The sequence below is a fragment of the Parasynechococcus sp. genome (assembly GCF_045559935.1).
In the GTDB taxonomy this organism is placed as follows: Bacteria; Cyanobacteriota; Cyanobacteriia; order PCC-6307; family Cyanobiaceae; genus Parasynechococcus.
Genome location: NZ_JBJLJL010000002.1, coordinates 36,761 through 56,786, shown reverse-complemented (window position 1 = coordinate 56,786; position 20,026 = coordinate 36,761). Strand labels below are relative to the sequence as shown.

Below are 20,026 nucleotides of genomic sequence, written 5' to 3'. Positions count from 1 at the left end.
ACGATTGCCCCTGAGGTCTGCTGCGTGAATCCCCCGGTCCCGCTGGCGAAGCTTCTCCCGGTGCCCAAGGACCTCACCGGCAGGCTCGCTCTGGCTGGCGGTGGACTGTTTCTGGGGCAGTGGTTTCTCGGTGATCTGCTGCACGTCCCCGGTGGTGGCCTCGGCGTGCTGCTCACCGGCGCCGGGGTCTGGTGGCTCAGCCGCGGGTCGACGCCTCCCCGCTTTCAGGAACCTGCCTCCCTTCAGGGCTGGATCGCCCGCTGCAGGGAGGTTCTGGATCAGTTCGAAACGCTGGAGCCCGACGGTGGTGTCCGACGTCAGCAGCTCGATGCGGTGGTCCAGCGTTCGGGTCCGCAACGGCTGGCGCTGGTGTGCGTCGATCCGGCGACCTGCCCGCAGCAGGGGGAGCTCGAACAGGCCCTGGCCGGTGCGGCCCCGCTGACGTTGTCCGTGGCGCGTCCCCTGGCCAGTGCGGAGGGGGCCAGAACCTGGCCGACGGTGCTTCAAGAGCAGGAGCTGATCCTGTTCAGCCTTGCGGCACCGCTGCTGGCGGAGGACCTTCTCTGGATCCAGCAGTTGCCGGAGGATCAGCCGACGTGGCTGCTGGTGCGGAGCACGGCCGGGGAGAGTGATCGGCACTGCAGCGAGTCCCTGCTGGCTCAGCTCCCCGCCCGCTGGGTGGATCGCGTGCTGGTCCAGCGGCCGGATGGCGTGCTGCGGGACGTCCTTCAGCCCCTGCGCCGTCAGCTGGGAGCACCGATCCGCAACCTTCAGGACACCCGTCAGCGCCTGCTGAGGGGCCTGCATCAGCAGTGGCAGGCTGACCTTGAGCAGGTGCGTCGCCGTCGCTTCCAGGCGCTGCAGCAGCGGACCCAGTGGATCGTGGCGGCTTCCGTGCTGGCATCCCCCCTGCCCAGCCTTGATCTGCTGGCGGTGGCGGTGGCCAACGGTCTGATGCTGCGTGAGATGGGCACGTTGTGGGGCACGGATCTGCAGCCGGATGTGTTGCGGGAGGCTGCCGGTCAGCTCGCCCGAGCCGCCCTTGCTCAGGGGGTGGTGGAGTGGAGCAGCCAGATGCTGCTGGGGCTGGCGAAGCTGGATGGCGGCAGCTGGCTGGTGGCGGGCACGATGCAGGCGATCAGCGCTGCCTACCTCACCCGCGTCGTGGGGCGTTCCATGGCGGACTGGCTGGCGTTGAATGCAGGGGTGGATGCACTGGATCTGGAGCGGCTCAAGCGGGAGGCGCCGGTTCTGGTGGCGAAGGCTGCCGAACAGGAACGATTGGACTGGGGAGGATTCATGAAGCAATCCCAGCAGTGGCTACTTCACGCAACTTCATGACGCCTTCATGAAGTGCTTCATGAAGTTGAATTGAGACCTGCGTCGGAATATTTAATCGCCGTGTAATAAGTGCGGCACTCCATAGGCTTTTCACAACCTTCCCTTCTTTCAGGGGGGTTGTTTCCGTCTTCATTTCTCTCTCATGTCCACCGCCATCCGCAGCGGACGCCAGAGCAACTGGGAAGCCTTCTGTCAGTGGGTGACCGACACCAACAACCGCGTTTACGTGGGTTGGTTCGGCGTGCTGATGATTCCCTGTCTTCTGGCAGCCACCATCTGCTTCATCATCGCCTTCATCGCCGCTCCCCCGGTTGATATCGACGGCATCCGCGAGCCTGTCGCCGGCTCCTTCCTCTACGGCAACAACATCATCTCCGGTGCTGTTGTTCCCTCCTCCAACGCCATCGGCCTGCACTTCTATCCCATCTGGGAAGCTGCATCCCTCGATGAGTGGCTGTACAACGGCGGCCCTTATCAGCTGGTTTGTTTCCACTTCCTGATCGGCATCTCCGCCTACATGGGTCGCCAGTGGGAACTCTCCTACCGCCTGGGCATGCGCCCCTGGATCTGCGTCGCCTACAGCGCTCCGCTGTCAGCTGCCTTCGCTGTGTTCCTGGTCTACCCCTTCGGTCAGGGTTCCTTCTCCGACGGCATGCCCCTGGGCATCTCCGGCACCTTCAACTTCATGTTGGTGTTCCAGGCCGAGCACAACATCCTGATGCACCCCTTCCACATGCTGGGCGTCGCAGGTGTGTTCGGTGGATCCCTGTTCTCCGCCATGCACGGCTCCCTGGTGACCTCCTCCCTGGTGCGTGAAACCACCGAGACCGAGTCCCAGAACTACGGCTACAAGTTCGGCCAAGAGGAAGAGACCTACAACATCGTGGCTGCCCACGGTTACTTCGGTCGCCTGATCTTCCAATACGCCTCCTTCAACAACAGCCGTAGCCTTCACTTCTTCCTGGCTGCCTGGCCTGTTGTCGGCATCTGGTTCACGTCCATGGGCGTGTCAACCATGGCCTTCAACCTGAACGGCTTCAACTTCAACCAGTCCATCCTTGATGGTCAGGGCCGCGTTGTGAACACCTGGGCCGACATGATCAACCGTGCCGGTCTCGGCATGGAAGTGATGCACGAGCGCAACGCTCACAACTTCCCCCTCGACCTGGCAACTGTTGAGTCCACTCCTGTGGCTCTGCAGGCACCTGCCATCGGTTGATCTGGAATCAACCTGTTCCTTCTGGAACAGACCAAACGATTCAGATCAACTGAATCGGAAAGCCCTCACCGCAAGGTGGGGGCTTTTTGTTTGCTGAAGCGCTTCTCCGTGGTCCTCGATCTGGTGAAGGCATTTCTGGTTCCCAGCTTCATCAGACAGCTCAGAATCGGTTGCTGCCCCCTCCTCTGGTGTCCTTGATTCAGGCGGCTTCGGGGCACCAGCCGATCTTCAGTTCCAGACGGGGCAGCCACTGATGGCAGCGGTGGTTGAGATGGTGGCCCTGAGGAATCGTGGAGGCGTGCAGCTCGCAGGCGGGGTGCGTGGTGCCGTCATCGTCTGTCTGATGCCGGAAGCACTGGCAGGTGATGCAGGTCATCAGTGACCGGCTGGGTCGCAGAACAGACCTCTCCATGGGGGGCGCCATGCTCGGCTCGAGTCAGTACATCTGTACTATACCGAGGCTGGTGCGGATGTCGAGCTGCTGTTCAGCCTGTGATCGGTTCGGCCATATCAGGGCCGACGAGTTCCGGATCGAACAGTGTGGCGACGGTGATGTCCTGATCTCCGAAGAGCTGGGTGGATTGCCCCGGCACGAAGCCGATGTCGGTCCACGAGCAGGTGCTGCACTGGATGTCGCTGGCGCCGTTGTATCCCGGGATGCCGCTGTCGGGTTTTGTGGTGAACTCCGGCAGCTGGCTGGTCGACGTGATCTCCGCTTCGCTGGAGATCACGTCGTCGGGGAAGTCTTCCGGCCTGCAGTCGGCGAATGCATCACTCCAGAAACCTTTTTTCTTGTCGATGGCGCGTTGCTGGAGCCTTTCCAGCTTCTTGAGTCTGGATGGGCTGATGTCTTCAAGGCGAGCCAGATTCACCTGCGCATAGCCTCGTTTGATCAATTTCTTGGCGATATCTCCCTGAAAACGGACCTTGGATGTCACCTTGCCCTGATCATCCAGATCCTTGAGGCTGAGTTTCACGTCCGATCCCTTCGGCAGCAGGCCGGTGAGGATGTCGCGAAAGCGCTCGTCGCAGTTCCCGTTGGCACTGATGGCCGACGTGATGCCGGCGATCTGCACCTTTACTTTTCCGATGTTCTTGTCTTTGATGACGAATGTGTCACCGCTGATAACTCGTTTGACGGTGAATGTGTCCATGCTTATTGATGATTAATCGGAAGTGATGTCGCCTCTTTGCTGACTGTAAGCGATCAATTCTTGCCCTGACCAGCAGTTGAGTCGCAGCTGTGTACGGCAGGAGACTTCAGGATGGGGGTCGGAGAATCGACCGATGACCGACCAGCCCCCCACGCTTCAGTTCGATCTGGATATCGCGGCCATTCGCCTGCTTCACCGCTCGGTGGATTTCTATCTGCAGAAATGGCCTGGCGGACCGGATCCCGTGGAGCAGCAGGATCTGCAGCGTCTGCGGACCCTGTTGTATGCCGCATTGCTGGAGTTCTCCCTGGATCAGGAGGGTGAGCGCTGATCGGCGGCATGCCGTTTCTCAAGGCTTGTGACTGGCGGATGCTCTCCTGTCGCCGGAGGGCTTACAACGGTTTCAAGGCGCTGGGTTGTGATGGCGAACGAACAGGACGGCCCCGGAACGAGCAGGACCTGGGATGCCGTGGATGCCTGGTTTGAGTGCATCACCCGCTGTCCTGTGGATGGCGACGATGACTGCATCAGCAGCTGCATGCGCCACCATCTGGGGGATGAGCAGGAGCTGTGGCGCAGCAGTCTCTGCCTGTGATCGTCGGACTGCTGCTGGTGGTGCTGGTGGTGCTGGTCTCCCTTCTGGGCTGGCGCTGGAATCAGCTGGAGGTGGCCCAGACCAGCCGTGCCGGTCGCCGGATGGTGAAACGGATGCGCGGCAGGTCCGGCCGGCGTCGGTTGCATCAGCGGGCGCTCTGAGCTGGTCTCGTCTGTTGAAGATGCTGCAGTTCAGCGGGCGTTGAGCTGCGCTTCAGGGCGCTGTTTCGGTGCGGGAAGCGCCCGAAGCGTCGGATGATCTCCCTGTGCCGCAAGGCCACGGCGTGGGTGCGTGGATCGGTCCAACGTTCGAACAGGCTCAGCGCCTGGGTCTGCACGGCGAGGTCCTCGCTGTGAAGCCTCGGCATCAACCAGAACTGACGCCGTGCACGCTGCTCTTCCTGCTGAAGCCAGCCATGGCTTTCGGCAAGCAGGCTGAGTTGCAGAGCCTGGTTGTCTCCGGCATAGGCCGCCGCCTTGCCGCGCCAGATGTGCCTTGGGAACTGATCGAGCAGCAGCACGAGGGCCAGGGCTGTCTGTGGTTCCTGATGCCAGTCCTGGCAGTCTCCGTCGATCGCCTGCTGCACCGCGGCACCGAACCGGCTGCGGATGACGCTGTCCATCCCAGGATCTGCTTGAAACCACTGGATCGGACGGCACTCCTGAAACCAGAAGTTCAGGATCGCGTCGGCCTGAGCCGGGGAGCCGGAGGCCAATCCGAGCTCAGGCAGAGGGCAGCCGGCACCCCAGCTGAATGCTGCCCTCGTCCATCAGTCGCCCAAGCCGCTGGGCCACCGCCTCCTCCGTGCGGTTGAAGTCATCCTGATGACACGTCACCCAGGCCACCTCCCCCTTGGTGATCACGCCGGAGGCCATGGCTTCCAGGAACAGTTCGCCGAGGCTCATCAACCTGTTGCAGGTGCATGCAGGTTCGACATGGCGGTGCATGACTGCAGCGTCTGCTCACCTTTCTTCATGCCAGGGGCCAGTAGCCCCAGGCCAGTTTCCTGGAACAGACAATTCCGAAGAATTCCGTTCGGTAGGCATCAATGATTTCCCTGTAATCCTCGCGTCTGAAAATCATCAGACTTTCCAGGTTGTTGCGTGCTCCCCAGGAGCAGTTGTAGGTGCCAACGATCAGGCTCAGTTCCCCGTTCTGGTTGTGACGGAAGGGACGACCGCGACCGATGAAGAATTTGTGGTGCATCAGCCCCAGATCGCTTCCCGACTGCTTGCTGCCCTTCACGAGAATGATCCCGGGAAGCCGCTTGTCCTGCCGATGGTCATCGCTGTGAATGCGATCCAGCAACTGGTCGAACTCCGGAAAGGTGGCCTGGCCGGTGAGGGTGAAATAAAGCTTGCCGATATTCAGTTCGCCGCCTCCACGGCTGCGTTCCGAGTGTCTGGACTGCCGGCTCGTCTGTTTCAGGCAGTCCTCGATCGCCTGGGTGTAGGAGACGCCGGGTGGTTCCGGCAGCTGGTCATGGCGGCAGGAAATGCGTGGATACCACTTCTCCACGACGTCACGCCACTTGGCCTCCTGGCCATGGAGGGCCCGAGGCTCCTCTCGCATCCAGTCGGTGACCGGCACGGTCACCATGCAGTTGCGTTGCTTGTCGGCCAGCGCCCTGAGGATGTCGTCATCCCAGAGATGCATCTGGCAGCCGTAGATCAGCTGCTGGCGTTCGATCCAGCTGAGCAGAAACTGCTTGCAGTCGCGGAACTCCAGTTCGATGTCCCGGGCCCGTGTGATGCCCCGGTTGATGATGCGGCTCTCCTCCAGGGTCCGTGACGAGGTCACCTCACCGTCCTTTGTGCTTTCCACCTCCCGGATGTCGATCCGCACGGTGGTCTCGATCTCGGTGTTCTTCCCTTTTCCCTCGAACTTCCGTGGTCGTCCCATGGAGGCTTCGCGTTCTGTTCCGGTTCTATCGCTGAGAACGGGAACGGGGGGTGCTGACGCATTCTTCAGCGGGTTCCAGGCAACGTTCAGCTGCTGTTGAGAGTTCTGATCCATCTCCCCTGCTGGTTGATCGGACGCTGGCTTTCGCGCTGATGCTGCTCTGTTGGTCTCTGTTTCTCATCAAGCTTCAGTCGTCGCGTCATCTGTTCCCTGATTGAGCGCTGTTCCCTCGAGGGCCTGGCGGATCTGTTCCTGCAGGCCCCCGCGGCTGGGATCCAGTGGATGCAGGGCTGCAAAGCCTTCCGACAGCGTCGGAGAGGCCTGCGGGTCTGAAAGTGTGGCGGCGAACCGACGGATCACTGCCTCCGGTACCTGGCGGGTGCGGCGTCGATTCCAGACCAGACAGATGCTGAGCGGCGTCTGCATCCACCAGCCCACCCAGCGCACCTCGGCAGGCAGGCCGGATGCGTGGATCAACCGCCGCCTCCAGCGGCGGCGGGCGTGGGTGGCATCGATCAAAACGGGTCGCCCGGCTTCGACGGACTCCCGGATCCTGCTGTGCAGCACGCGTTCGAGGACGGGCCAGGGACCCTGAATCGCCGCATCTCCCCACAGCTCCTCACGCAGCACATCCGTTGACAGAACCAGGGCCTGCAGCTGTGCTGCCAGCTCTTGAGCGGTGGTGGATTTGCCGCTGGCCGGAGGACCGATCAGCATGTGGCAATGCAGGGGTTTCAGTCCGGAAGAAGGTCGGAGGAAAGAACAGCTGCGAGGTAGGCAGCCATTTCGGATTCCGGTTTCAGATTGAAGCGTTCAGCAGCCTGTTCATTGAGCCACTGCTCGGCTTCAGCATCGCGATCGTCGATCCAAGCGATGACTTTGTCGAGTTCGTGGTCCATCAGAACAGGCGGAATTAAATCATCATGCCTTGATTTTTACTTTGATGCGGTCACTGTCAAGACACGAATCGTTTGTAGATCCAGCGCACGAATGGCCCCAGAACAGGGACAGGGCCGAAGGTCGGACCCACGAAATCGAAGTAGTCCCTGTGATTGGTGATGCGTCCATCGCTCCCGAAAACGAGCCTTGTTGCACCCGGGTAGATGAATTCGATCCCTTTGATCTTCAGGCCCATGCGCCATTCCACGAAAGCCACTTCACCGTTGAGAGCCACGCTCTCTGTTTCCAGGAACACATCGTCACACCGCTTCATCAGGCCGTCCTGGGCACGGATGTATGCATCGACACCTTTTTGTTCCTGAGTTGGGTCGATGAACAGAACGTCTTCGGCGTAGACCGCTTTCCATTGCTCCGGGGTGGGGCCGGGAGTTCCGTAAGGCTTACTGAACAGTCGACGCAGGTCGTCACTGTTGAGGGGAGGCGTCAGCATGATTCAGAATTCGATTCCGACTTGACCGTTGACGGTGTTGTCGATCTCCGGCTTGGCGATGCTGTTGTAAGTGGAGAGGAATTGCAAGGAGGTGAACATGCCGCTGGTGATGGACGGGAAATATTTGATGGTGGCGCCGAAGCTGTTGGTGGGTTTCAACTCCGAGGCGGCAAGGGCCGAGAAGTTGTTGTCGAGACTGATGCGGAAGGATGGATTCGGTGTCCAGTCCAGCTCTGTGGTGAAGCTGGCTCCGGGGTAGGTCCGGCCACAGGCTGAGTCGGTGTCACAGTCGCTCCCTCCGTTGCCCCATTGAAAGGAGGGGCCGAGAGAAAGCGTCAGCTGTGTGGATGGGGTATTGATCAGTGGAACTCCGAGCCCGACGGCCCCTTTCACCGTGTTGACGCTGGCCTCGTTCGTGGCGTTGTAGTGGTAGTCGGCGAATGTGACCAGCGAGATGCCTTGGGTGAGTCTTCGGTCGTAGCGGACGGTCGCGGAGCCCTTGTCGGTCTGCACCTTGAAGGGCTCATTCCCGTCCCGGGTGGTGTTGTAGTTGTATCCCCCTTTCAGGCTGAGTTTGTCGCCGTCTTTTTTGTAAGTCGATGTTGCTGCGAATGTGGCCGTGACGTCGTCATTCCCATCCTTGTTGTTCCCGATCACTCCTGCGGAGATCGAGGATTTCCAGGCAGGGGGTGTCGGCTCGGGTCGGATGGCATCCCGGCTCACCTCCAGGCGGCCGAGCTGAGGATGCATCACCACCTTCCGCTCGTCCGTGCTCTCATCCGGCACCAATTCAGCGTTGATGGTGTCGCCGTTCTTCAGGGTGAGTCGAATGGTTTCAGCCTTGACGGCCCTTCCGTCGGGCAGCGTCAGAAACAGCGCCAGAAACAGTGGGGCTGCAAGGGCGTGATGGATGGCCATCAACTGAAGAATCCCTTGGACTGGAGCCATAGTCCGACGGCGATCAGTGGTCCAAAACCAGCGACCAAAAGGGTGATCTTCAGCCGAAGCGGAGAGACTTGATTCTTGTTCTGCCGCAACGGCATGGCGACCGATCGAATGAGTCGGTTGATTATCTCCCCGGCGGGCCATAAACCTGTGCTCTGTTGAACATCACACGTCTTGACCATTGCTCTATAACGGGTCTGTAGCAACCGCTACACAACGTTCACTCCGCTACACGGCGGAGCGCAGTTCGACCGGCGCCATGGAACGGGGACGCCGGCCAATCTCGGACGCGACCCATGACCACGCTTCTTTATCGCGGCCAGGCTTACGAGCAGGCCGTATCAGTTCAATCCCAGCAGCTCCGTTACGACCGCGGCGTGTACGGCGCCCGTCAGGACGAGGCTCGCTCCTCCCGCACGCTCACCTATCGAGGGTGTGGGTACAGCGCCAGCAATGGCCCTGCTGATCAGAAGTCAGGCAACTTCCGCTACCGCGGGGTCTCCTACAGCCTCTGAACTCGGTCTCAGAGCTCGAACTCCTCTTCAAATTCCACAATCAGGCCCTTGTAAAGCGCGAGGAGGCCTTCGGTCTCCTCGCAGAACCCGTCTGTGGTGTATTTCGCCACGAGGTTCACAACGGCTGAACGGATCTGCCCGAAGGCTTCCAGATATTCACCCTGGATGTCGTCGTCCCGGATGTCATGGATCAGAGCCATGATCAGTTCGATCTTGCGCTTGGCGGCGGCCATCTCGGCCTCCATCTCCTTGCTGAGCTTGCGGCGCTTCCTCGGCATCCCCACGTCCTGTCCGGGCTGAGACTACGGGAGGCACTGCGTTTCAGGGGGCATCCTCGCCAAGGAGGTAATCGAACTTTCCGATCGGCACGCCGTTGTGGCGAAGGATGGCGAAGGCGGTGGTCACATGGAAATAGGCATTGGGAAGCACGAAGGAGCGCAGGAAGTCCTCCCCCTCGAACACCCGCTCGCCTCCCCCCATGCTTCCTGGGATGGGCAGTCGGATCTCGCGGTCTTCGGCCCCATCAAGTTCCGCCGCTGTGATGCTCTCCATGAAGTCGATGCTTCGTGCGATCCGTTCCAGCAATTGGCTCAGCTCCGTCTCGTTGTCTTCCATCACGGGAGCCTCCCGTCCGGAGAGACGGGCCACGCCCCGCCGGGAGATGTCCGTGCTGATCTGCACCTGACGGGTGAGATCGAACATGTCGGGGTAAAGGCGGCTGGAGAGAAGCACGGCCATCGGGAACCCCGAGGCCTCCGCGTGACGTCCGGCCCGCCTCAGCAGGTGGCTCAGATTGTTCAGATTGCGCACCAGCGGAGGAACCAGAGCGGAGTGAAAGGAGCGAGACACGGATGTCTGGAGCTGGTGCTGCTTCTTTAGCCTTTCGCCAGTCGCTTCGGCCAGCGTGAACTCCACCTTTCGCGGTATCGCCTATGTCTCGGTCTGGGTGGTGATCTGGGGCACGGTTGCGTCACTGATGGACTGGATGCTGCTCACAGGCGAGGTCTACGAAACCGGTACGACCGGTCAGGCCATCACCTTCATCGCCTACGGGGCAGCCACCGCGGTGCTGGCGACCCGTTTTGCCGGACGTTTTCTGGCGACAGATCCCTCAGAGACTCCGGATCAGCAGTGAAACGCCCATCAGCAGGGCCAGCAGCTCGAAGGCGCGTTTCACCATGCGGCTGCCCCGCTTCAGGGACAGGTGCGCTCCGAGGTATCCACCGATCAACGACCCGGCGATCAGTGCCGGCAGCCAGTCCCAGCGGATCTCCCCGCTGATGCCCAGCACGAGGGCTCCGGTGCCGTTCCAGCCAAGGCCCACCAGGATCAGCGTGTGGGCCACCGCGCGGGTGTAACTCAGTCCGAACCAGCGCACGAGCCAGATGGTCACGAACAGTCCGGTGCCGGAGGTCAGTGATCCATTCAGGATTCCGATTCCGAAGAGCACCGCGGCCCCGACGGCGATCGTTGAACGGGTCCAAGCCGTCGGCCGGTCCTCACGGCCCAGCTCAGGTCGGCGGGCCGAATAGAACCCCAGTCCGAGGGTGAGGAGTGCGAGGGCAGCCGAGGCCAAGCGATCCGGCAGGGCCAGGACGGCACTGGCACCGATCCACACCCCGGGAAGTCCTGCCAGCAACACGAGGCCTGACAGCTGCGGATCGAGACTGCTGGCCCGCCAGTGACGTCCGGCGGCACCGATTCCCAGGGCCACGCTGGCCAGCTTGTGCGTCGCCAGGGCTGTGGCGAAAGGCAGGCCCAGCAGGATCAGGGCCGGCAGCTGCACCAGTCCGGCTCCGCCGCCGGCAAACGCCGACATCGCGTTGGCGATCACGGCGATCAGGCCGAGCCCCAGGAACAGCAGCAGGGATTCCAGGCTCATCGGGATGCGGCGGCGGTCATCCGCTCGTGAGGAAGGCGATCGGTACCGAGAAGGTGACGATGGCGTGAGGTTCTCCGGGAAGAATCGCCACACAGGCCACTTCGCGATCGCTGAGCGCCTCCCGCGAGGTCATCACGAAATCCGTGGCGTCTTCGATGCTCCACATCGGTGCTTCGCCGCGGCGGCGTTCGTCCTTGTAGGCCTGCCAGACCTCTTCGAAGGCTTCGGATTCCGGCCCTGAGTTGGATTCGTTCAGGGCCTGATCCACACCGACGGCCTCCATGCGTTCGAAGAAGCGCCGCATCAGCGGATGGCCGATGGTGGCGGATGCCCGCACCACCGAGTTGATCGTTCCGATGGCGGTGACGGTCAGTTTCGGGGTGCTGCGCCGGGCATCGATCACACCCACCGGCACGTTGAGATCCCAGGTGGTGAGGGCACTGACATGGCAGGCCAGGTCGAAGAGACCGAGGCCGCACTCCTTGATGAGGCTCTGAATCCGCTGGGGGTGCATACCGCTTCCGTCCGTGTCGAAGGACGCCTCCGTTTCCCGACCACTGTTGCCAGGATTGTGCCCTGTTGACGTCGGAACGATGTCCCTGGTTCAGATCTATCTGGATGCCGTCACCCATCAGGTGATCACCAGTGAGGAGCTGGCCTACGTCGCCGGAAACCATGACGACTTCGATCGAACGGAGCAGAAGCTCACCGCCAGGCTCGAACAGCTGATCAGTGCCGGCAACATCAGCGTCGGGTCTCGCTGAGGATCCGCATCGATCCGATGACCGATGTGATCAAGCCGATCCGACCGCAGGACTCCCGGTTCTCGGCGTGTGGAACCCTGCTTCTGCCTCAGGACGATCCAGCCAGATTCGGTCCGGAGGATGCCGATCTTCATTTCGACCCCGACGGCCAACCGCGCTTTTATCTGATGCGTCTGAGGCGTCGCCCTCCCGTGGTGGCGGCGATGACCTGCCATTTCCGCGTCAGTCAGTGCCTCGGATCCGCTGATGCCGAGCCCTGGTGGCTGGCGGTCGCTCCGCATGAAGCCGGCACCGCCGGGCTCAGCTCCGACTCTGTTCTGCTGCTGAAACTGCTCCCGGGTGAGGGCATCAAGCTGCATCCGGGTACCTGGCATGCGGGACCTTATGTGTCGAAGCCGTCGGCCCTGTTCTTCAACCTTGAATTAAGGACCACCAACGACGACGACCACAACTGCCGATCCCTGGATCATCCCCTTCCGCTTGCCTTGATCTGAGGGCTGTTCTCACCTGCTGAACGGCGGCTCAGCAGGTGGGGGAGCTGAAGATCCTCACGATGCGGTTGGGGTGGTCCTTGATGTAGTTGTTGAATTCGATGGCGAGCAACCGAGCCTGAAAGGCATCAGAGGCGTAGAAACAGTTTTCGAGGGTGCTGTTGTCAGACGTCCGGTAAAGGACGGTGTAAGGCCTGCGATCGGTCACGGACGCGACGCGAAGGACACGCCCAACATGGCCCACCACAGGCTCGCGGCGCCGCATCATTTGCTGAAGCACTGACCTCAGCTGTTCATCAGCCGAAAATCAATTGGCGCATGCTGGCGAGAAAGCGATGCAATCCTGCTTTCCGTCTGCGAAAGATGATGCGCTCAGCATTGCTGTTCATGATCTCGAAGCCGCCTTGGCAGTGTTGATAGGCGGTTCAGGATCGTTCGTCAATATCAGGGCAGGGCCACCACACCGGACCAGCTCTGCAGCACGTCAGGAGCCCCCTGGGTGAGTGCCGATACGGCGGTCGCCGAGCCGATGGCGATACCGACGATCAGCCCAATCCCGAACAGGATTGTGCCGGTCAGCAGCGATCGTTCCGTGAAATGCATGAACGCTTTTCTTTGTCAATCAGACGATCGCCCCTGATGGCTCTTCTGACCACCAATGCGTCACATGACTTTGATCAGAGACGATTGCGAATGCTGATGTGTTGTTTTTCCAATAAAGGTAGAAATACCCGCTGATCCGGTCCGCCTTCGCTCGCTAACAAACGGAGGAGAGGTTTCGACCGGAAGCATGAAAACCATCGACGACCACATCCAGAAGGATCAGGAGGAATTCCTGAAGGCCCTCGCCGATCACAACGACGGCAAGGTGCGCCACCTGACCGAGGAGCTGCAGTGGCTGCTCGATCACAAGCGTGCTTTCCCCGAGGACAAGCACGATCCTTCCCCGCTCGAGCTGTTCTGCGAGCAGAACCCCGACGAACCCGAATGCCTCGTGTATGACGACTGACCTGGTTGACAGGTTCGGCCGTCTGGCCCTGGCGGCGATGTTCATCAACGCCGTTCCAGGGAAACTGACTGACTTCGGCGGCACGGTGAGCCGCATCGCCGCCAAGGGCATTCCCGCTCCAGTGGCGGGTGCCCTGCTGGCAGCGGCGATCGTGCTCCTGATTCTCGGTTCGTTCTTTCTGGGGCTGGGGCGAGACACCCGTCTCGGTGCCTCGCTTCTGCTGATTTTTCTGGTGCCGACCACGCTGATCTTCCATGCGGCACCGATCGATGCTGGATTCATCCGCAATCTCTCCCTGATCGGAGCCCTGCTGCTGGCGATCACCCGACCCGTACCCACGGCGGGCCGTCGTTAGGGTCTGGCCAGCGACAGCACCAGCATGCTCGGCACGGTGGCCGTGAGTGGAGCTTCCGGGCGGACCGGTTTCCGCGTGGCCGAAGAGGTGGTGCGTGCCGGAGGCCAGGCCAGGCTGCTGCTGCGACCAGCATCCACGCTGCCTGAATCCCTGGAGGCCTGTGAGCAGCATCGCCTCGATCTGACGGATGACGCGTCACTTGATCAGGCCCTGCGGGATGTGGATTCCCTGGTGATCGCCACAGGTGCTCGCCCCTCGATCGATCTGAGTGGTCCGATGCGTGTGGATGCCTGGGGCGTGAAGCGCCAGGTGGAGAGTTGCCGTCGTGTCGGAGTCTCCCGTGTGGTGCTGGTCAGTTCCCTCTGTGCCGGCCGCTGGCGGCATCCCCTCAACCTGTTCGGTCTGATCCTGGTCTGGAAGCGTGTCGGCGAACGTGCGCTTGAAACCAGTGGTCTGGACTGGACTGTGATCCGACCCGGCGGTCTCTCGGAGCGAGATCAGGATCTGGAGCGCGAGGCCATTCGCTGGAGCGGGCCGGATCAACAGGAGAGTGATTCCATCCCCCGGCGGCTGGTGGCCCGTTGCTGTGTGGAGGCTCTGCAGACTCCGGCGTCGATCGGTCGCATCGTCGAGATCACCAGCAGTGAGGAACTCGAACCGGTGGCCATGGCCGATGCTCTCGCCTGATCGTGTCTCAGGGGGCACCGCCCTTCGGATGCGGTTGCCACTAGAAGAACGGCGTCCCCAGGAGCTCCCGTGCAGTTTTTCGTTTGCGAAGCGCAGATTCCCTCTGAAACCCAGGACGAGGCCTACACCGCCTTCATCGAATACATGGAAGGTGGTGCTTCCGAAGACAGATTCGACGGCTTCGAGCTCGTGGCCAGGCTCCACATGCCGGAATCAGGTCGTGTGTGCATCATCTGCAAGGCGGCTGACGCCAAAGCGCTGTTCCGGCATTTCATGTTCTGGAGATCGATGTTCGGCATCGACATCGAGTACACACCGGCGCTGAGCTGTGGCGAGATGGTGGAGATGCAGAAAGAGCACAACGCCAAGCTTGACGAGGTCGACTGACCACGCCCCCCAGCCACCGGCAGGGCTGGGTAGAAATGCTCAATTAAGCGGTTGAGCCACACTGCTTCACATAGGTTTTTTAACCTATGTGAAGTGTTAGCAGTCCCATGATCCGCGCCGTCCTTACGCGACCTTTCCTTGCAGATCTGGGTCTGCTTCTTCTGCGGGTGTTCACAGGCTCACTTCTCATTCACCACGGTTACGAGAAGCTCGCCAACATCGAGAACTTCGCCGACGCCTTCGTGCGTCCCCTGCATCTCCCCTTCCCGATCCTGCTGTCGTACGTGGCTGCATTCTCCGAAGTGATCGGCAGCTGGCTGCTGATCACGGGTCTGCTCACCCGCTTCGGGGCTCTGGCCGTCGCCGGAACGATCAGCGTTGCCATCTACCACGCCATCATCACGGCCGGATTCAACATCTACCTGCTCGAACTTCTCGGTCTGTATTTCGCGGCCGCCGTCGCCGTTCTGGCCTGTGGGCCGGGAATGCTGTCCATCGATGAGCTGATCGCCCGCCGGCTGGAGCCTGATTACACCGCCACGGCTGAATCCCTGGATGACCTGGTCTCCCGTACGCCCGGCCTGAGCGAAGTTCCTGTCAATCGTTGAAGCGGGCTTCACGTCCTGTAACATTGCTTCACGCAAAGGACCTGCCATGTCCAACTCAGTCACCCAGTCCAGCGATGCCTGGTATCAGGACGCTGCCAAGGCACAGATCCAGTCGGAGCGCATGGGACGAGCCGAGTTGCTCAACGGCCGTGTCGCGATGCTGGGTTTCCTGATCGGTCTGATCACGGAATTCCTCACCGGCCATGGCATTGCCAGCCAGATCACGTTCGGCTTGTTCGGCCAGGGCTGAATCCACCGAACTGTCACTGTGACAGTCGGCCCTCTTTCACCTGCGTTCTTCCGGTCGGACTCCCTGTGAGCCACCTTGTGACTGTGAGGACTTGATCAGGGTGGAAACAAGGTCACACGCCTGATCGGGAAAGACCCTGCCTTCGGCGGGGTCTTTTTTTTTGGGATCACTGCCGGTTCATCGCGCTGAGCACCCACCAGATGATCAGCGCCAGGATCATCCAGGGAAGCAGAGTGCGCAGCAGCACCAGTCCGAAGAGCACCACCGCGGCGGATATGCCGACCTTGCGGGTGAGAGCTTTCGCCTCCGGGGTCATGTAGCGCCAGCGAGGCAGGAGCGGCATGGGATTCAGCGTGGACGCTTGAAGGTGTAGCAACCACCGTGGTAGCCGGTGAAGGGCTGGGCATAGGACACCAGCTCCCAGCCTTGCTCCCCCAGTTCATTCATCAGCCCCACCAGTGTGATCTCCCTCTGGGGATGGCTTCGGGAGATGAGTTGCTGCTCATCAAGCCACAGCTCCTCGATTTCCCCGGTCCAGCTCTTGCCGCGCGGCACGAACCTCAACTGGGTGTATTCCCACTTCATCGGTGTGCCCAGCAGAGCGCCGAGATCATAGGGGCCCTGCCGCAGCCAGAATCGGTGCATCACCACGATGTTCCGATGAAAGAGGTCAGCCTTCTGGAGATGATCGGCCGCTCGCTGGCCAAGGTGGCGGCTGGGGCGGGTGTGGCAGCGCTGCTGCTGTGGCTGACCTACGTGATGCTCGACGTCGGGCACATGCAGTCAGGGTTCACCCTGCCGGAGTCCAGCTACTGATGCTGGCGTTGCTGCTCACAGGGGGGCTGTTCGCCGCGCTTCAGCTGTGGTGGATCGGGTCGCTTCTGCAACGCAACAGGCGCCGGCGCGGTGGAGAACCACTGAGCAGTCAGGCCTTCCGCCGGGAGTTGGAGCGGATCTTCCACGAGAGCGCCTGAACGCTGCGATGGTCCGGAAGTTCTCAGCGCGGCGCTGAACTCACCAGAAGTCCGTCCTTCGGCGAAGGGCTGGGGATCAGCTGAAGATCGAGATCCTGTCCGGGAACAAGGCTGAAGCGGACCCGCTTGAGCAGACCCACCGTCATCAGACGGAGCTCCAGCTCCGCCAGGGCCTTGCCCAGGCACACCCGTTCACCACCACCGAAGGGAAGCAGCATCTGCTGGGAGGACCCATCCAGGTGGCGCTGCGGCCGGAACGTCTCCAGGTCTCCGGCACCCTGACGGTTGGAGGCGGCCAGGGCGACCTGAATCACCCGTCCAGCAGGAATCTCCACATCCGCCAGGCCGATCGGTTCGATGGTCTGCCGGAAGAAACCACCCACCGGAGGGGTCATCCGCATCACTTCACTGCTGAGGGCCTGCAGCCGTGGCGCCCGGCTGGGATCGAAGGCTGAGGTGGGATCGCCCTGCGGTGGCCAGGTGAGTTGATCGAGTTCCTCATCCAGCCAGGGCATCAGCTCCTGATCCAGCAGCAGGGCCCGCATCAGGCAGCTCAGCGATGAGGCGGTGGTTTCATATCCGGCAAACAGCAGCAGCAGCAGCTGTTCAACGAGGTCCTCATCCGTGAGTGGCAGACCGGCTTCATCCAGGCCTCCGCTCAGCAGATCCAGGCCTCCCCTCCCGCCATCCGCTTCCTGAAGCACCGTCTGCAGGCGTTTCAGCAACCTGCTGCGTGCCGCCAGAGCCCTGGCGAAAGGACTGCCGGGAGCAGCCAGTGGAACGGAGAACAGCGCTTTCGTCCAGATCTCGAAGTCCGTGAACAGAGCATCGCGGTCGTCTTCGTCGAGACCGAGCACCGTGGTGGCGATCACCGCAAAGGCGAAGCGGCGCATGCGTTCGGCCAGAGGAACGGCCGTTTCCGACTGCAGCAGTTCGTCGGCCAGCCCGTCGACCATCGCCACGATCGATGGGCTGTAGCGCCGCAGGGCGGCGGAGGCGAACAGCTGACCCACCACGCGACGGCGCGCTTTGTGGGCGGCACCGTTGCGGTTGGCCAGGGAACGGCTCCCAAGCAGCGTCTGGACGCTCTTCGGCCACCAGCCCTGCACGGCGTCGGATTGATCGAACAGATCGCGGATCGCCTGCTCTCCCCGGATGAACACCAGTCGCTGACCGATCAGTGTCGTCTCAAAGACATCGCCGTATTCATGGAATCGTCGCGATGCGAAGTCCGGATCCCGGAAGAAGCCAAGCGCTTCAAGGATGCCGGTGACGGCGCCGGTTGTCGGGAGCGGACGAAGGGTTCCGGTCACAGAGCCATCAGGTTCGGAACAGCTCTTCCACCATGCCTCGGTAGCCTTTGAGGGAGGCACCCGGGCGGCGTTTCCGTCTCACCAGCGTCTGACCGGGGAGCAGATGATCCGGAGCGAAGGTGACCAGATCGGGTGGTGAGGCACTCTCCTGTTCCTCAGCCAGTGACCGGGCGATCTCCTCGGCGGTGGTCGGCGTGACATCACGCTCCTCGACCATCGCCACCGCAGCGGGTTCGGGGTCGCGGATCGGGCTGGGAGCCATCGGACGTGCCGCTGTTCGCCCTGCTGACGGCCAGAGGAACAGCACACTGAAGGCGAGCGCCGCCAGAGACGTGATGGTGCCGGTCAGTCCAAGCGCCAGACCCTGAAAGTTCCAGAGCAGGCCTGATGCTGCGAGACCCAGCGTGCCGAACGTCGCCAGCAGGGATCCGATCAGGGATGCTTCAGGGCGCTTCAGGCGGATCGGTTCAGACAGGGTTGGCTGGGTCTGCGGTTCGATCACCAGCACCGGCTCCGGGGGCAGGGGGCGCAGCAGCACAAGACTGATGGCGACGAGCACCAGGGAGGCGACGGTGCCGCCCAGTCCGTAGAAACGGCCCAGAAAGTTCCAGACGATGCCGGATCCGGCGATGCCAAGCACTCCGGCGGCGGAAAGAGCGATGCCCGCAAGCAGGCCGAGACGGGTCTTCACGGGTTCAGTTGCTGTTGGATCGGGTAGCGGCGTAGGCCACGGCGCCTCCGGCGATCACCGTGAGCAACCCGCTGGTCAGCAGGAATCCCACGAGCATGGCGAATCCGAGCACGCTTCCCAGCAGCGACATCTTGAGGCGAAGCAGTTTCGACTTCATCAGAAGCACGAGCAACAGCACCACCGTGGCCTTGAGACCGGCGATCTTGGCGGCGCTGATCGGGCAGAAGGGATTGGGAAGCAGCATCGATGGATCCCGGAGCGCCGTGAGTCTGGCGAAGGGGGACCATCAGCTGTGACGTTGAAGACGGTCAGCTGCGTCCTGATCTGGAACAGTGAGAGTGATCACCAGTAACAAAGCCGTGACCAGCTACCTGAACAGTGTTCGTGTGATCGTGAAGCAGGGCTGCGAAGAGCAGTACCTCGACAAGGTGCGTGCGTGGGTGCGTCCTGAGGGGATGACCTCAAACCACATGGCACGGATCGGTGAACGGCGGTATTGCTTCGTCGGCCTCTGGGACAGCGAGGACGCTCTGATGGCCGGTCGTTCCAACATGATTGAACATCTGAACAGCGTCCGGGATTTCCTCGAGGAGATTTCCCCGGAGCTGGGGGTGACAGACCCGGTCTCAGGTCCTGTCGTGATCAGCATGGGCTGAGTCTCAGCTCTGCAGACCCGCCACGGTGTTCTTCAGGTCAGCGATGTCCAGCAGACCGTTGACATCGAACCAGGGTGCCGTGGCCCAGTCGAATCCCTCCCCGAAGGTGCTGTCCGGAGCTGTCACATACCAGTGGCAATCGACGTCCGGTACGTCAACGGCGCACTGGGACCAGTCGTCCTGCCACTGAGGCACCTGAACCCAGAGGAGGGCGACGGCGACGATCGAGAGCAGGCTGCGAATCATGGGTCCCAGTCGTGTGCGCAGAACCTACCAGTGTTCTGCGCATCTCCGCGAGGCGGGATGGCGGTGGTAGGAGCGGGTGTCCTTTTCCAAGAACCGATGACCTTCTTGATGCATTGGCAATTCAAGACCGGCTACCACGAACAGGCAGCCCGTCGTTTCATGAGCACCGGCGCTCCGATGCCGGAAGGGTGCAGCTCCTGGACGCGCTACCACGCCCCCGGATCCGTCGAGGGCTGGATCATCGTTGAAACGGATGATGCCGGCGTCTGTTACGAGCACGCCGCCGAGTGGGCTGAATTCCTGAACTGGACGGTCACTCCGGTTTTCCCTGATGAGCAGGCCGGAGCACTGATCTCGAAGGTCTACAGCTGAACGGCTGATTCAGCGTTGACGCTGAGCTCTCCTGCAGGGCTCAGCGCCGGCGGTTGCGGGAGCGCTGCTTCAGCTTGCGCTTGTACTTCTCAACCGGAGTCTCGTGGTGCCGGATGCGGCGCAGATCGGAGAAGATTCCAGCCTTAGCGACCGACCGCTTGAAGCGGCGCAATGCGGATTCGATGCCTTCGTTCTCGCCGACAGTGACCTGACTCATCCGTTCTCCGAGGAAGAGGAGCAAAAAACCACTTTACCAGCAGCACCATTGCCATGTCTCTGA

General features: G+C 61.6%; 41 protein-coding genes. 19 read left to right on the top strand and 22 right to left on the bottom strand.

What is annotated here, in order from left to right; genetic code table 11:
* The first annotated feature begins 24 nt into the window (after positions 1 to 24).
* On the top strand, positions 25 to 1,341 hold the full coding sequence (locus ACJ0G7_RS00815; protein WP_407394771.1) for a YcjF family protein: 1,317 nt from the start codon (positions 25 to 27) through the stop codon (positions 1,339 to 1,341).
* A gap of 142 nt (positions 1,342 to 1,483) precedes the next feature.
* A complete protein-coding gene (gene psbA, locus ACJ0G7_RS00810) occupies positions 1,484 to 2,560 on the top strand; it encodes a photosystem II q(b) protein (protein ID WP_043690625.1) in 1,077 nt (358 codons plus the stop codon).
* 199 nt (positions 2,561 to 2,759) lie between these two features.
* Here the strand turns inward: psbA and ACJ0G7_RS00805 are convergent, their stop codons facing one another.
* Both ACJ0G7_RS00805 and ACJ0G7_RS00800 read right to left on the bottom strand, forming a co-directional pair.
* A complete protein-coding gene (locus ACJ0G7_RS00805; RefSeq protein WP_043690628.1) occupies positions 2,760 to 2,984 on the bottom strand; it encodes a hypothetical protein in 225 nt (74 codons plus the stop codon).
* 61 nt (positions 2,985 to 3,045) lie between these two features.
* Complete coding sequence (locus ACJ0G7_RS00800) at positions 3,046 to 3,636, bottom strand: thermonuclease family protein (protein ID WP_407394768.1); 591 nt, start codon at positions 3,634 to 3,636, stop codon at positions 3,046 to 3,048.
* A gap of 211 nt (positions 3,637 to 3,847) precedes the next feature.
* Between ACJ0G7_RS00800 and ACJ0G7_RS00795 the strand changes: the two genes are divergently transcribed.
* From ACJ0G7_RS00795 to ACJ0G7_RS00785, 3 genes are all read left to right on the top strand, one after another.
* On the top strand, positions 3,848 to 4,045 hold the full coding sequence (locus tag ACJ0G7_RS00795) for a hypothetical protein (protein ID WP_043690633.1): 198 nt from the start codon (positions 3,848 to 3,850) through the stop codon (positions 4,043 to 4,045).
* A 90-nt stretch (positions 4,046 to 4,135) separates the two neighbouring features.
* On the top strand, positions 4,136 to 4,309 hold the full coding sequence (locus ACJ0G7_RS00790; protein ID WP_407394766.1) for a hypothetical protein: 174 nt from the start codon (positions 4,136 to 4,138) through the stop codon (positions 4,307 to 4,309).
* On the top strand, positions 4,285 to 4,470 hold the full coding sequence (locus tag ACJ0G7_RS00785; protein WP_156957050.1) for a hypothetical protein: 186 nt from the start codon (positions 4,285 to 4,287) through the stop codon (positions 4,468 to 4,470). The genes ACJ0G7_RS00790 and ACJ0G7_RS00785 overlap by 25 nt, the downstream gene beginning before the upstream one ends.
* Here the strand turns inward: ACJ0G7_RS00785 and ACJ0G7_RS00780 are convergent.
* From ACJ0G7_RS00780 to ACJ0G7_RS00750, 7 genes are all read right to left on the bottom strand, one after another.
* A complete protein-coding gene (locus tag ACJ0G7_RS00780; protein ID WP_407394764.1) occupies positions 4,455 to 5,024 on the bottom strand; it encodes a DUF924 family protein in 570 nt (189 codons plus the stop codon). The genes ACJ0G7_RS00785 and ACJ0G7_RS00780 overlap by 16 nt on opposite strands.
* A 7-nt stretch (positions 5,025 to 5,031) precedes the next feature.
* On the bottom strand, positions 5,032 to 5,214 hold the full coding sequence (locus ACJ0G7_RS00775) for a hypothetical protein (RefSeq protein ID WP_043690636.1): 183 nt from the start codon (positions 5,212 to 5,214) through the stop codon (positions 5,032 to 5,034).
* A 67-nt stretch (positions 5,215 to 5,281) separates the two neighbouring features.
* Positions 5,282 to 6,211: a hypothetical protein gene (locus ACJ0G7_RS00770; RefSeq protein ID WP_407394762.1), complete on the bottom strand. Its 930-nt coding sequence runs from the start codon at positions 6,209 to 6,211 to the stop codon at positions 5,282 to 5,284.
* Positions 6,212 to 6,391: 180 nt separating this feature from the next.
* The gene (locus ACJ0G7_RS00765; protein WP_407394761.1) at positions 6,392 to 6,928 is read right to left on the bottom strand and encodes an AAA family ATPase; all 537 of its coding nucleotides are present in this window, start codon (positions 6,926 to 6,928) and stop codon (positions 6,392 to 6,394) included.
* Positions 6,929 to 6,945: 17 nt separating this feature from the next.
* On the bottom strand, positions 6,946 to 7,110 hold the full coding sequence (locus ACJ0G7_RS00760) for a hypothetical protein (RefSeq protein WP_156957051.1): 165 nt from the start codon (positions 7,108 to 7,110) through the stop codon (positions 6,946 to 6,948).
* A gap of 56 nt (positions 7,111 to 7,166) precedes the next feature.
* Complete coding sequence (locus ACJ0G7_RS00755) at positions 7,167 to 7,601, bottom strand: nuclear transport factor 2 family protein (RefSeq protein WP_043690641.1); 435 nt, start codon at positions 7,599 to 7,601, stop codon at positions 7,167 to 7,169.
* Positions 7,602 to 7,604: 3 nt separating this feature from the next.
* Entirely contained in the window at positions 7,605 to 8,549 is a 945-nt protein-coding gene (locus ACJ0G7_RS00750) for a DUF481 domain-containing protein (RefSeq protein ID WP_407394758.1), read from the bottom strand.
* A 293-nt stretch (positions 8,550 to 8,842) separates the two neighbouring features.
* On the opposite strand from ACJ0G7_RS00750, the gene ACJ0G7_RS00745 reads away from it, so the two are divergent.
* A complete protein-coding gene (locus ACJ0G7_RS00745) occupies positions 8,843 to 9,061 on the top strand; it encodes a hypothetical protein (RefSeq protein WP_407394756.1) in 219 nt (72 codons plus the stop codon).
* 8 nt (positions 9,062 to 9,069) lie between these two features.
* Here ACJ0G7_RS00745 and ACJ0G7_RS00740 read toward each other — a convergent pair whose 3' ends face one another.
* Positions 9,070 to 9,339 carry a hypothetical protein gene (locus ACJ0G7_RS00740; protein WP_043690650.1) on the bottom strand — a complete coding sequence of 90 codons (270 nt, stop codon included), beginning with the start codon at positions 9,337 to 9,339 and terminating at the stop codon, positions 9,070 to 9,072.
* Between the two features lie 43 nt (positions 9,340 to 9,382).
* The gene (locus ACJ0G7_RS00735) at positions 9,383 to 9,910 is read right to left on the bottom strand and encodes a DUF1993 family protein (protein ID WP_043696359.1); all 528 of its coding nucleotides are present in this window, start codon (positions 9,908 to 9,910) and stop codon (positions 9,383 to 9,385) included.
* 55 nt (positions 9,911 to 9,965) lie between these two features.
* On the opposite strand from ACJ0G7_RS00735, the gene ACJ0G7_RS00730 reads away from it, so the two are divergent.
* A complete protein-coding gene (locus tag ACJ0G7_RS00730) occupies positions 9,966 to 10,196 on the top strand; it encodes a hypothetical protein (RefSeq protein ID WP_407394754.1) in 231 nt (76 codons plus the stop codon).
* On the opposite strand, the gene ACJ0G7_RS00725 is transcribed toward ACJ0G7_RS00730, so the two are convergent.
* Positions 10,173 to 10,943 carry a sulfite exporter TauE/SafE family protein gene (locus ACJ0G7_RS00725; RefSeq protein WP_407394752.1) on the bottom strand — a complete coding sequence of 257 codons (771 nt, stop codon included), beginning with the start codon at positions 10,941 to 10,943 and terminating at the stop codon, positions 10,173 to 10,175. The two genes, ACJ0G7_RS00730 and ACJ0G7_RS00725, sit on opposite strands and share 24 nt — an antisense overlap.
* Positions 10,944 to 10,959: 16 nt before the next feature.
* Entirely contained in the window at positions 10,960 to 11,457 is a 498-nt protein-coding gene (locus tag ACJ0G7_RS00720; protein WP_407394750.1) for a hypothetical protein, read from the bottom strand.
* A gap of 79 nt (positions 11,458 to 11,536) precedes the next feature.
* Here ACJ0G7_RS00720 and ACJ0G7_RS00715 point away from each other — a divergent pair, with 79 nt between their 5' ends.
* Together ACJ0G7_RS00715 and ACJ0G7_RS00710 are read left to right on the top strand one after the other, a co-directional pair.
* A complete protein-coding gene (locus ACJ0G7_RS00715) occupies positions 11,537 to 11,707 on the top strand; it encodes a hypothetical protein (RefSeq protein WP_173402102.1) in 171 nt (56 codons plus the stop codon).
* 17 nt (positions 11,708 to 11,724) lie between these two features.
* Positions 11,725 to 12,201 carry a hypothetical protein gene (locus tag ACJ0G7_RS00710; RefSeq protein ID WP_407394749.1) on the top strand — a complete coding sequence of 159 codons (477 nt, stop codon included), beginning with the start codon at positions 11,725 to 11,727 and terminating at the stop codon, positions 12,199 to 12,201.
* 28 nt (positions 12,202 to 12,229) lie between these two features.
* Here ACJ0G7_RS00710 and ACJ0G7_RS00705 read toward each other — a convergent pair whose 3' ends face one another.
* Both ACJ0G7_RS00705 and ACJ0G7_RS00700 read right to left on the bottom strand, forming a co-directional pair.
* Positions 12,230 to 12,463: a hypothetical protein gene (locus ACJ0G7_RS00705; protein ID WP_407394747.1), complete on the bottom strand. Its 234-nt coding sequence runs from the start codon at positions 12,461 to 12,463 to the stop codon at positions 12,230 to 12,232.
* A gap of 179 nt (positions 12,464 to 12,642) precedes the next feature.
* Positions 12,643 to 12,801 carry a hypothetical protein gene (locus ACJ0G7_RS00700; protein WP_156957054.1) on the bottom strand — a complete coding sequence of 53 codons (159 nt, stop codon included), beginning with the start codon at positions 12,799 to 12,801 and terminating at the stop codon, positions 12,643 to 12,645.
* A 187-nt stretch (positions 12,802 to 12,988) separates the two neighbouring features.
* On the opposite strand from ACJ0G7_RS00700, the gene ACJ0G7_RS00695 reads away from it, so the two are divergent.
* The 6 genes from ACJ0G7_RS00695 (at position 12,989) to ACJ0G7_RS00670 (ending at position 15,494) form a co-directional block, all read left to right on the top strand.
* Positions 12,989 to 13,207: a CP12 domain-containing protein gene (locus tag ACJ0G7_RS00695; RefSeq protein WP_043690663.1), complete on the top strand. Its 219-nt coding sequence runs from the start codon at positions 12,989 to 12,991 to the stop codon at positions 13,205 to 13,207.
* Complete coding sequence (locus ACJ0G7_RS00690; protein ID WP_407394744.1) at positions 13,197 to 13,562, top strand: DoxX family protein; 366 nt, start codon at positions 13,197 to 13,199, stop codon at positions 13,560 to 13,562. The genes ACJ0G7_RS00695 and ACJ0G7_RS00690 overlap by 11 nt, the downstream gene beginning before the upstream one ends.
* 24 nt (positions 13,563 to 13,586) lie before the next feature.
* Entirely contained in the window at positions 13,587 to 14,249 is a 663-nt protein-coding gene (locus tag ACJ0G7_RS00685; protein ID WP_407394742.1) for an SDR family oxidoreductase, read from the top strand.
* 69 nt (positions 14,250 to 14,318) lie between these two features.
* Positions 14,319 to 14,636 (top strand): DUF3303 domain-containing protein, encoded by a 318-nt coding sequence (locus ACJ0G7_RS00680; protein ID WP_043690671.1) that lies wholly within the window; start codon positions 14,319 to 14,321, stop codon positions 14,634 to 14,636.
* 107 nt (positions 14,637 to 14,743) lie between these two features.
* Positions 14,744 to 15,244 carry a DoxX family protein gene (locus ACJ0G7_RS00675; protein ID WP_043690674.1) on the top strand — a complete coding sequence of 167 codons (501 nt, stop codon included), beginning with the start codon at positions 14,744 to 14,746 and terminating at the stop codon, positions 15,242 to 15,244.
* A 46-nt stretch (positions 15,245 to 15,290) separates the two neighbouring features.
* A complete protein-coding gene (locus ACJ0G7_RS00670) occupies positions 15,291 to 15,494 on the top strand; it encodes a chlorophyll a/b-binding protein (protein ID WP_407394739.1) in 204 nt (67 codons plus the stop codon).
* 166 nt (positions 15,495 to 15,660) lie between these two features.
* Here the strand turns inward: ACJ0G7_RS00670 and ACJ0G7_RS00665 are convergent, their stop codons facing one another.
* Together ACJ0G7_RS00665 and ACJ0G7_RS00660 are read right to left on the bottom strand one after the other, a co-directional pair.
* Positions 15,661 to 15,837: a hypothetical protein gene (locus ACJ0G7_RS00665; RefSeq protein WP_173402103.1), complete on the bottom strand. Its 177-nt coding sequence runs from the start codon at positions 15,835 to 15,837 to the stop codon at positions 15,661 to 15,663.
* A 5-nt stretch (positions 15,838 to 15,842) separates the two neighbouring features.
* Entirely contained in the window at positions 15,843 to 16,079 is a 237-nt protein-coding gene (locus ACJ0G7_RS00660) for a hypothetical protein (RefSeq protein ID WP_043696366.1), read from the bottom strand.
* A 75-nt stretch (positions 16,080 to 16,154) separates the two neighbouring features.
* Between ACJ0G7_RS00660 and ACJ0G7_RS00655 the strand changes: the two genes are divergently transcribed.
* Both ACJ0G7_RS00655 and ACJ0G7_RS00650 read left to right on the top strand, forming a co-directional pair.
* The gene (locus tag ACJ0G7_RS00655) at positions 16,155 to 16,310 is read left to right on the top strand and encodes a hypothetical protein (protein WP_173402104.1); all 156 of its coding nucleotides are present in this window, start codon (positions 16,155 to 16,157) and stop codon (positions 16,308 to 16,310) included.
* On the top strand, positions 16,310 to 16,468 hold the full coding sequence (locus tag ACJ0G7_RS00650) for a hypothetical protein (RefSeq protein ID WP_173402105.1): 159 nt from the start codon (positions 16,310 to 16,312) through the stop codon (positions 16,466 to 16,468). Before ACJ0G7_RS00655 ends, ACJ0G7_RS00650 begins: the two co-directional genes overlap by 1 nt.
* A gap of 23 nt (positions 16,469 to 16,491) precedes the next feature.
* Here the strand turns inward: ACJ0G7_RS00650 and ACJ0G7_RS00645 are convergent, their stop codons facing one another.
* From ACJ0G7_RS00645 to ACJ0G7_RS00635, 3 genes are read right to left on the bottom strand one after another with little or no spacing between them, the layout of a single operon-like run.
* The gene (locus ACJ0G7_RS00645) at positions 16,492 to 17,781 is read right to left on the bottom strand and encodes a cytochrome P450 (RefSeq protein WP_043690678.1); all 1,290 of its coding nucleotides are present in this window, start codon (positions 17,779 to 17,781) and stop codon (positions 16,492 to 16,494) included.
* Positions 17,782 to 17,788: 7 nt separating this feature from the next.
* The gene (locus ACJ0G7_RS00640) at positions 17,789 to 18,472 is read right to left on the bottom strand and encodes a hypothetical protein (protein WP_052378114.1); all 684 of its coding nucleotides are present in this window, start codon (positions 18,470 to 18,472) and stop codon (positions 17,789 to 17,791) included.
* Between the two features lie 4 nt (positions 18,473 to 18,476).
* Positions 18,477 to 18,716: a hypothetical protein gene (locus ACJ0G7_RS00635; protein WP_043690681.1), complete on the bottom strand. Its 240-nt coding sequence runs from the start codon at positions 18,714 to 18,716 to the stop codon at positions 18,477 to 18,479.
* A gap of 94 nt (positions 18,717 to 18,810) precedes the next feature.
* Between ACJ0G7_RS00635 and ACJ0G7_RS00630 the strand changes: the two genes are divergently transcribed.
* Positions 18,811 to 19,128, top strand: coding sequence for a hypothetical protein (locus ACJ0G7_RS00630; protein WP_407394736.1), 318 nt, complete (start codon positions 18,811 to 18,813; stop codon positions 19,126 to 19,128).
* A 3-nt stretch (positions 19,129 to 19,131) separates the two neighbouring features.
* Here the strand turns inward: ACJ0G7_RS00630 and ACJ0G7_RS00625 are convergent, their stop codons facing one another.
* The gene (locus ACJ0G7_RS00625) at positions 19,132 to 19,374 is read right to left on the bottom strand and encodes a hypothetical protein (protein ID WP_407394734.1); all 243 of its coding nucleotides are present in this window, start codon (positions 19,372 to 19,374) and stop codon (positions 19,132 to 19,134) included.
* 96 nt (positions 19,375 to 19,470) lie between these two features.
* Between ACJ0G7_RS00625 and ACJ0G7_RS00620 the strand changes: the two genes are divergently transcribed.
* Entirely contained in the window at positions 19,471 to 19,746 is a 276-nt protein-coding gene (locus tag ACJ0G7_RS00620) for a DUF3303 domain-containing protein (protein WP_043690687.1), read from the top strand.
* 40 nt (positions 19,747 to 19,786) lie between these two features.
* On the opposite strand, the gene rpsU is transcribed toward ACJ0G7_RS00620, so the two are convergent.
* A complete protein-coding gene (gene rpsU, locus ACJ0G7_RS00615; protein WP_009790002.1) occupies positions 19,787 to 19,963 on the bottom strand; it encodes a 30S ribosomal protein S21 in 177 nt (58 codons plus the stop codon).
* Positions 19,964 to 20,026: the final 63 nt, after the last annotated feature.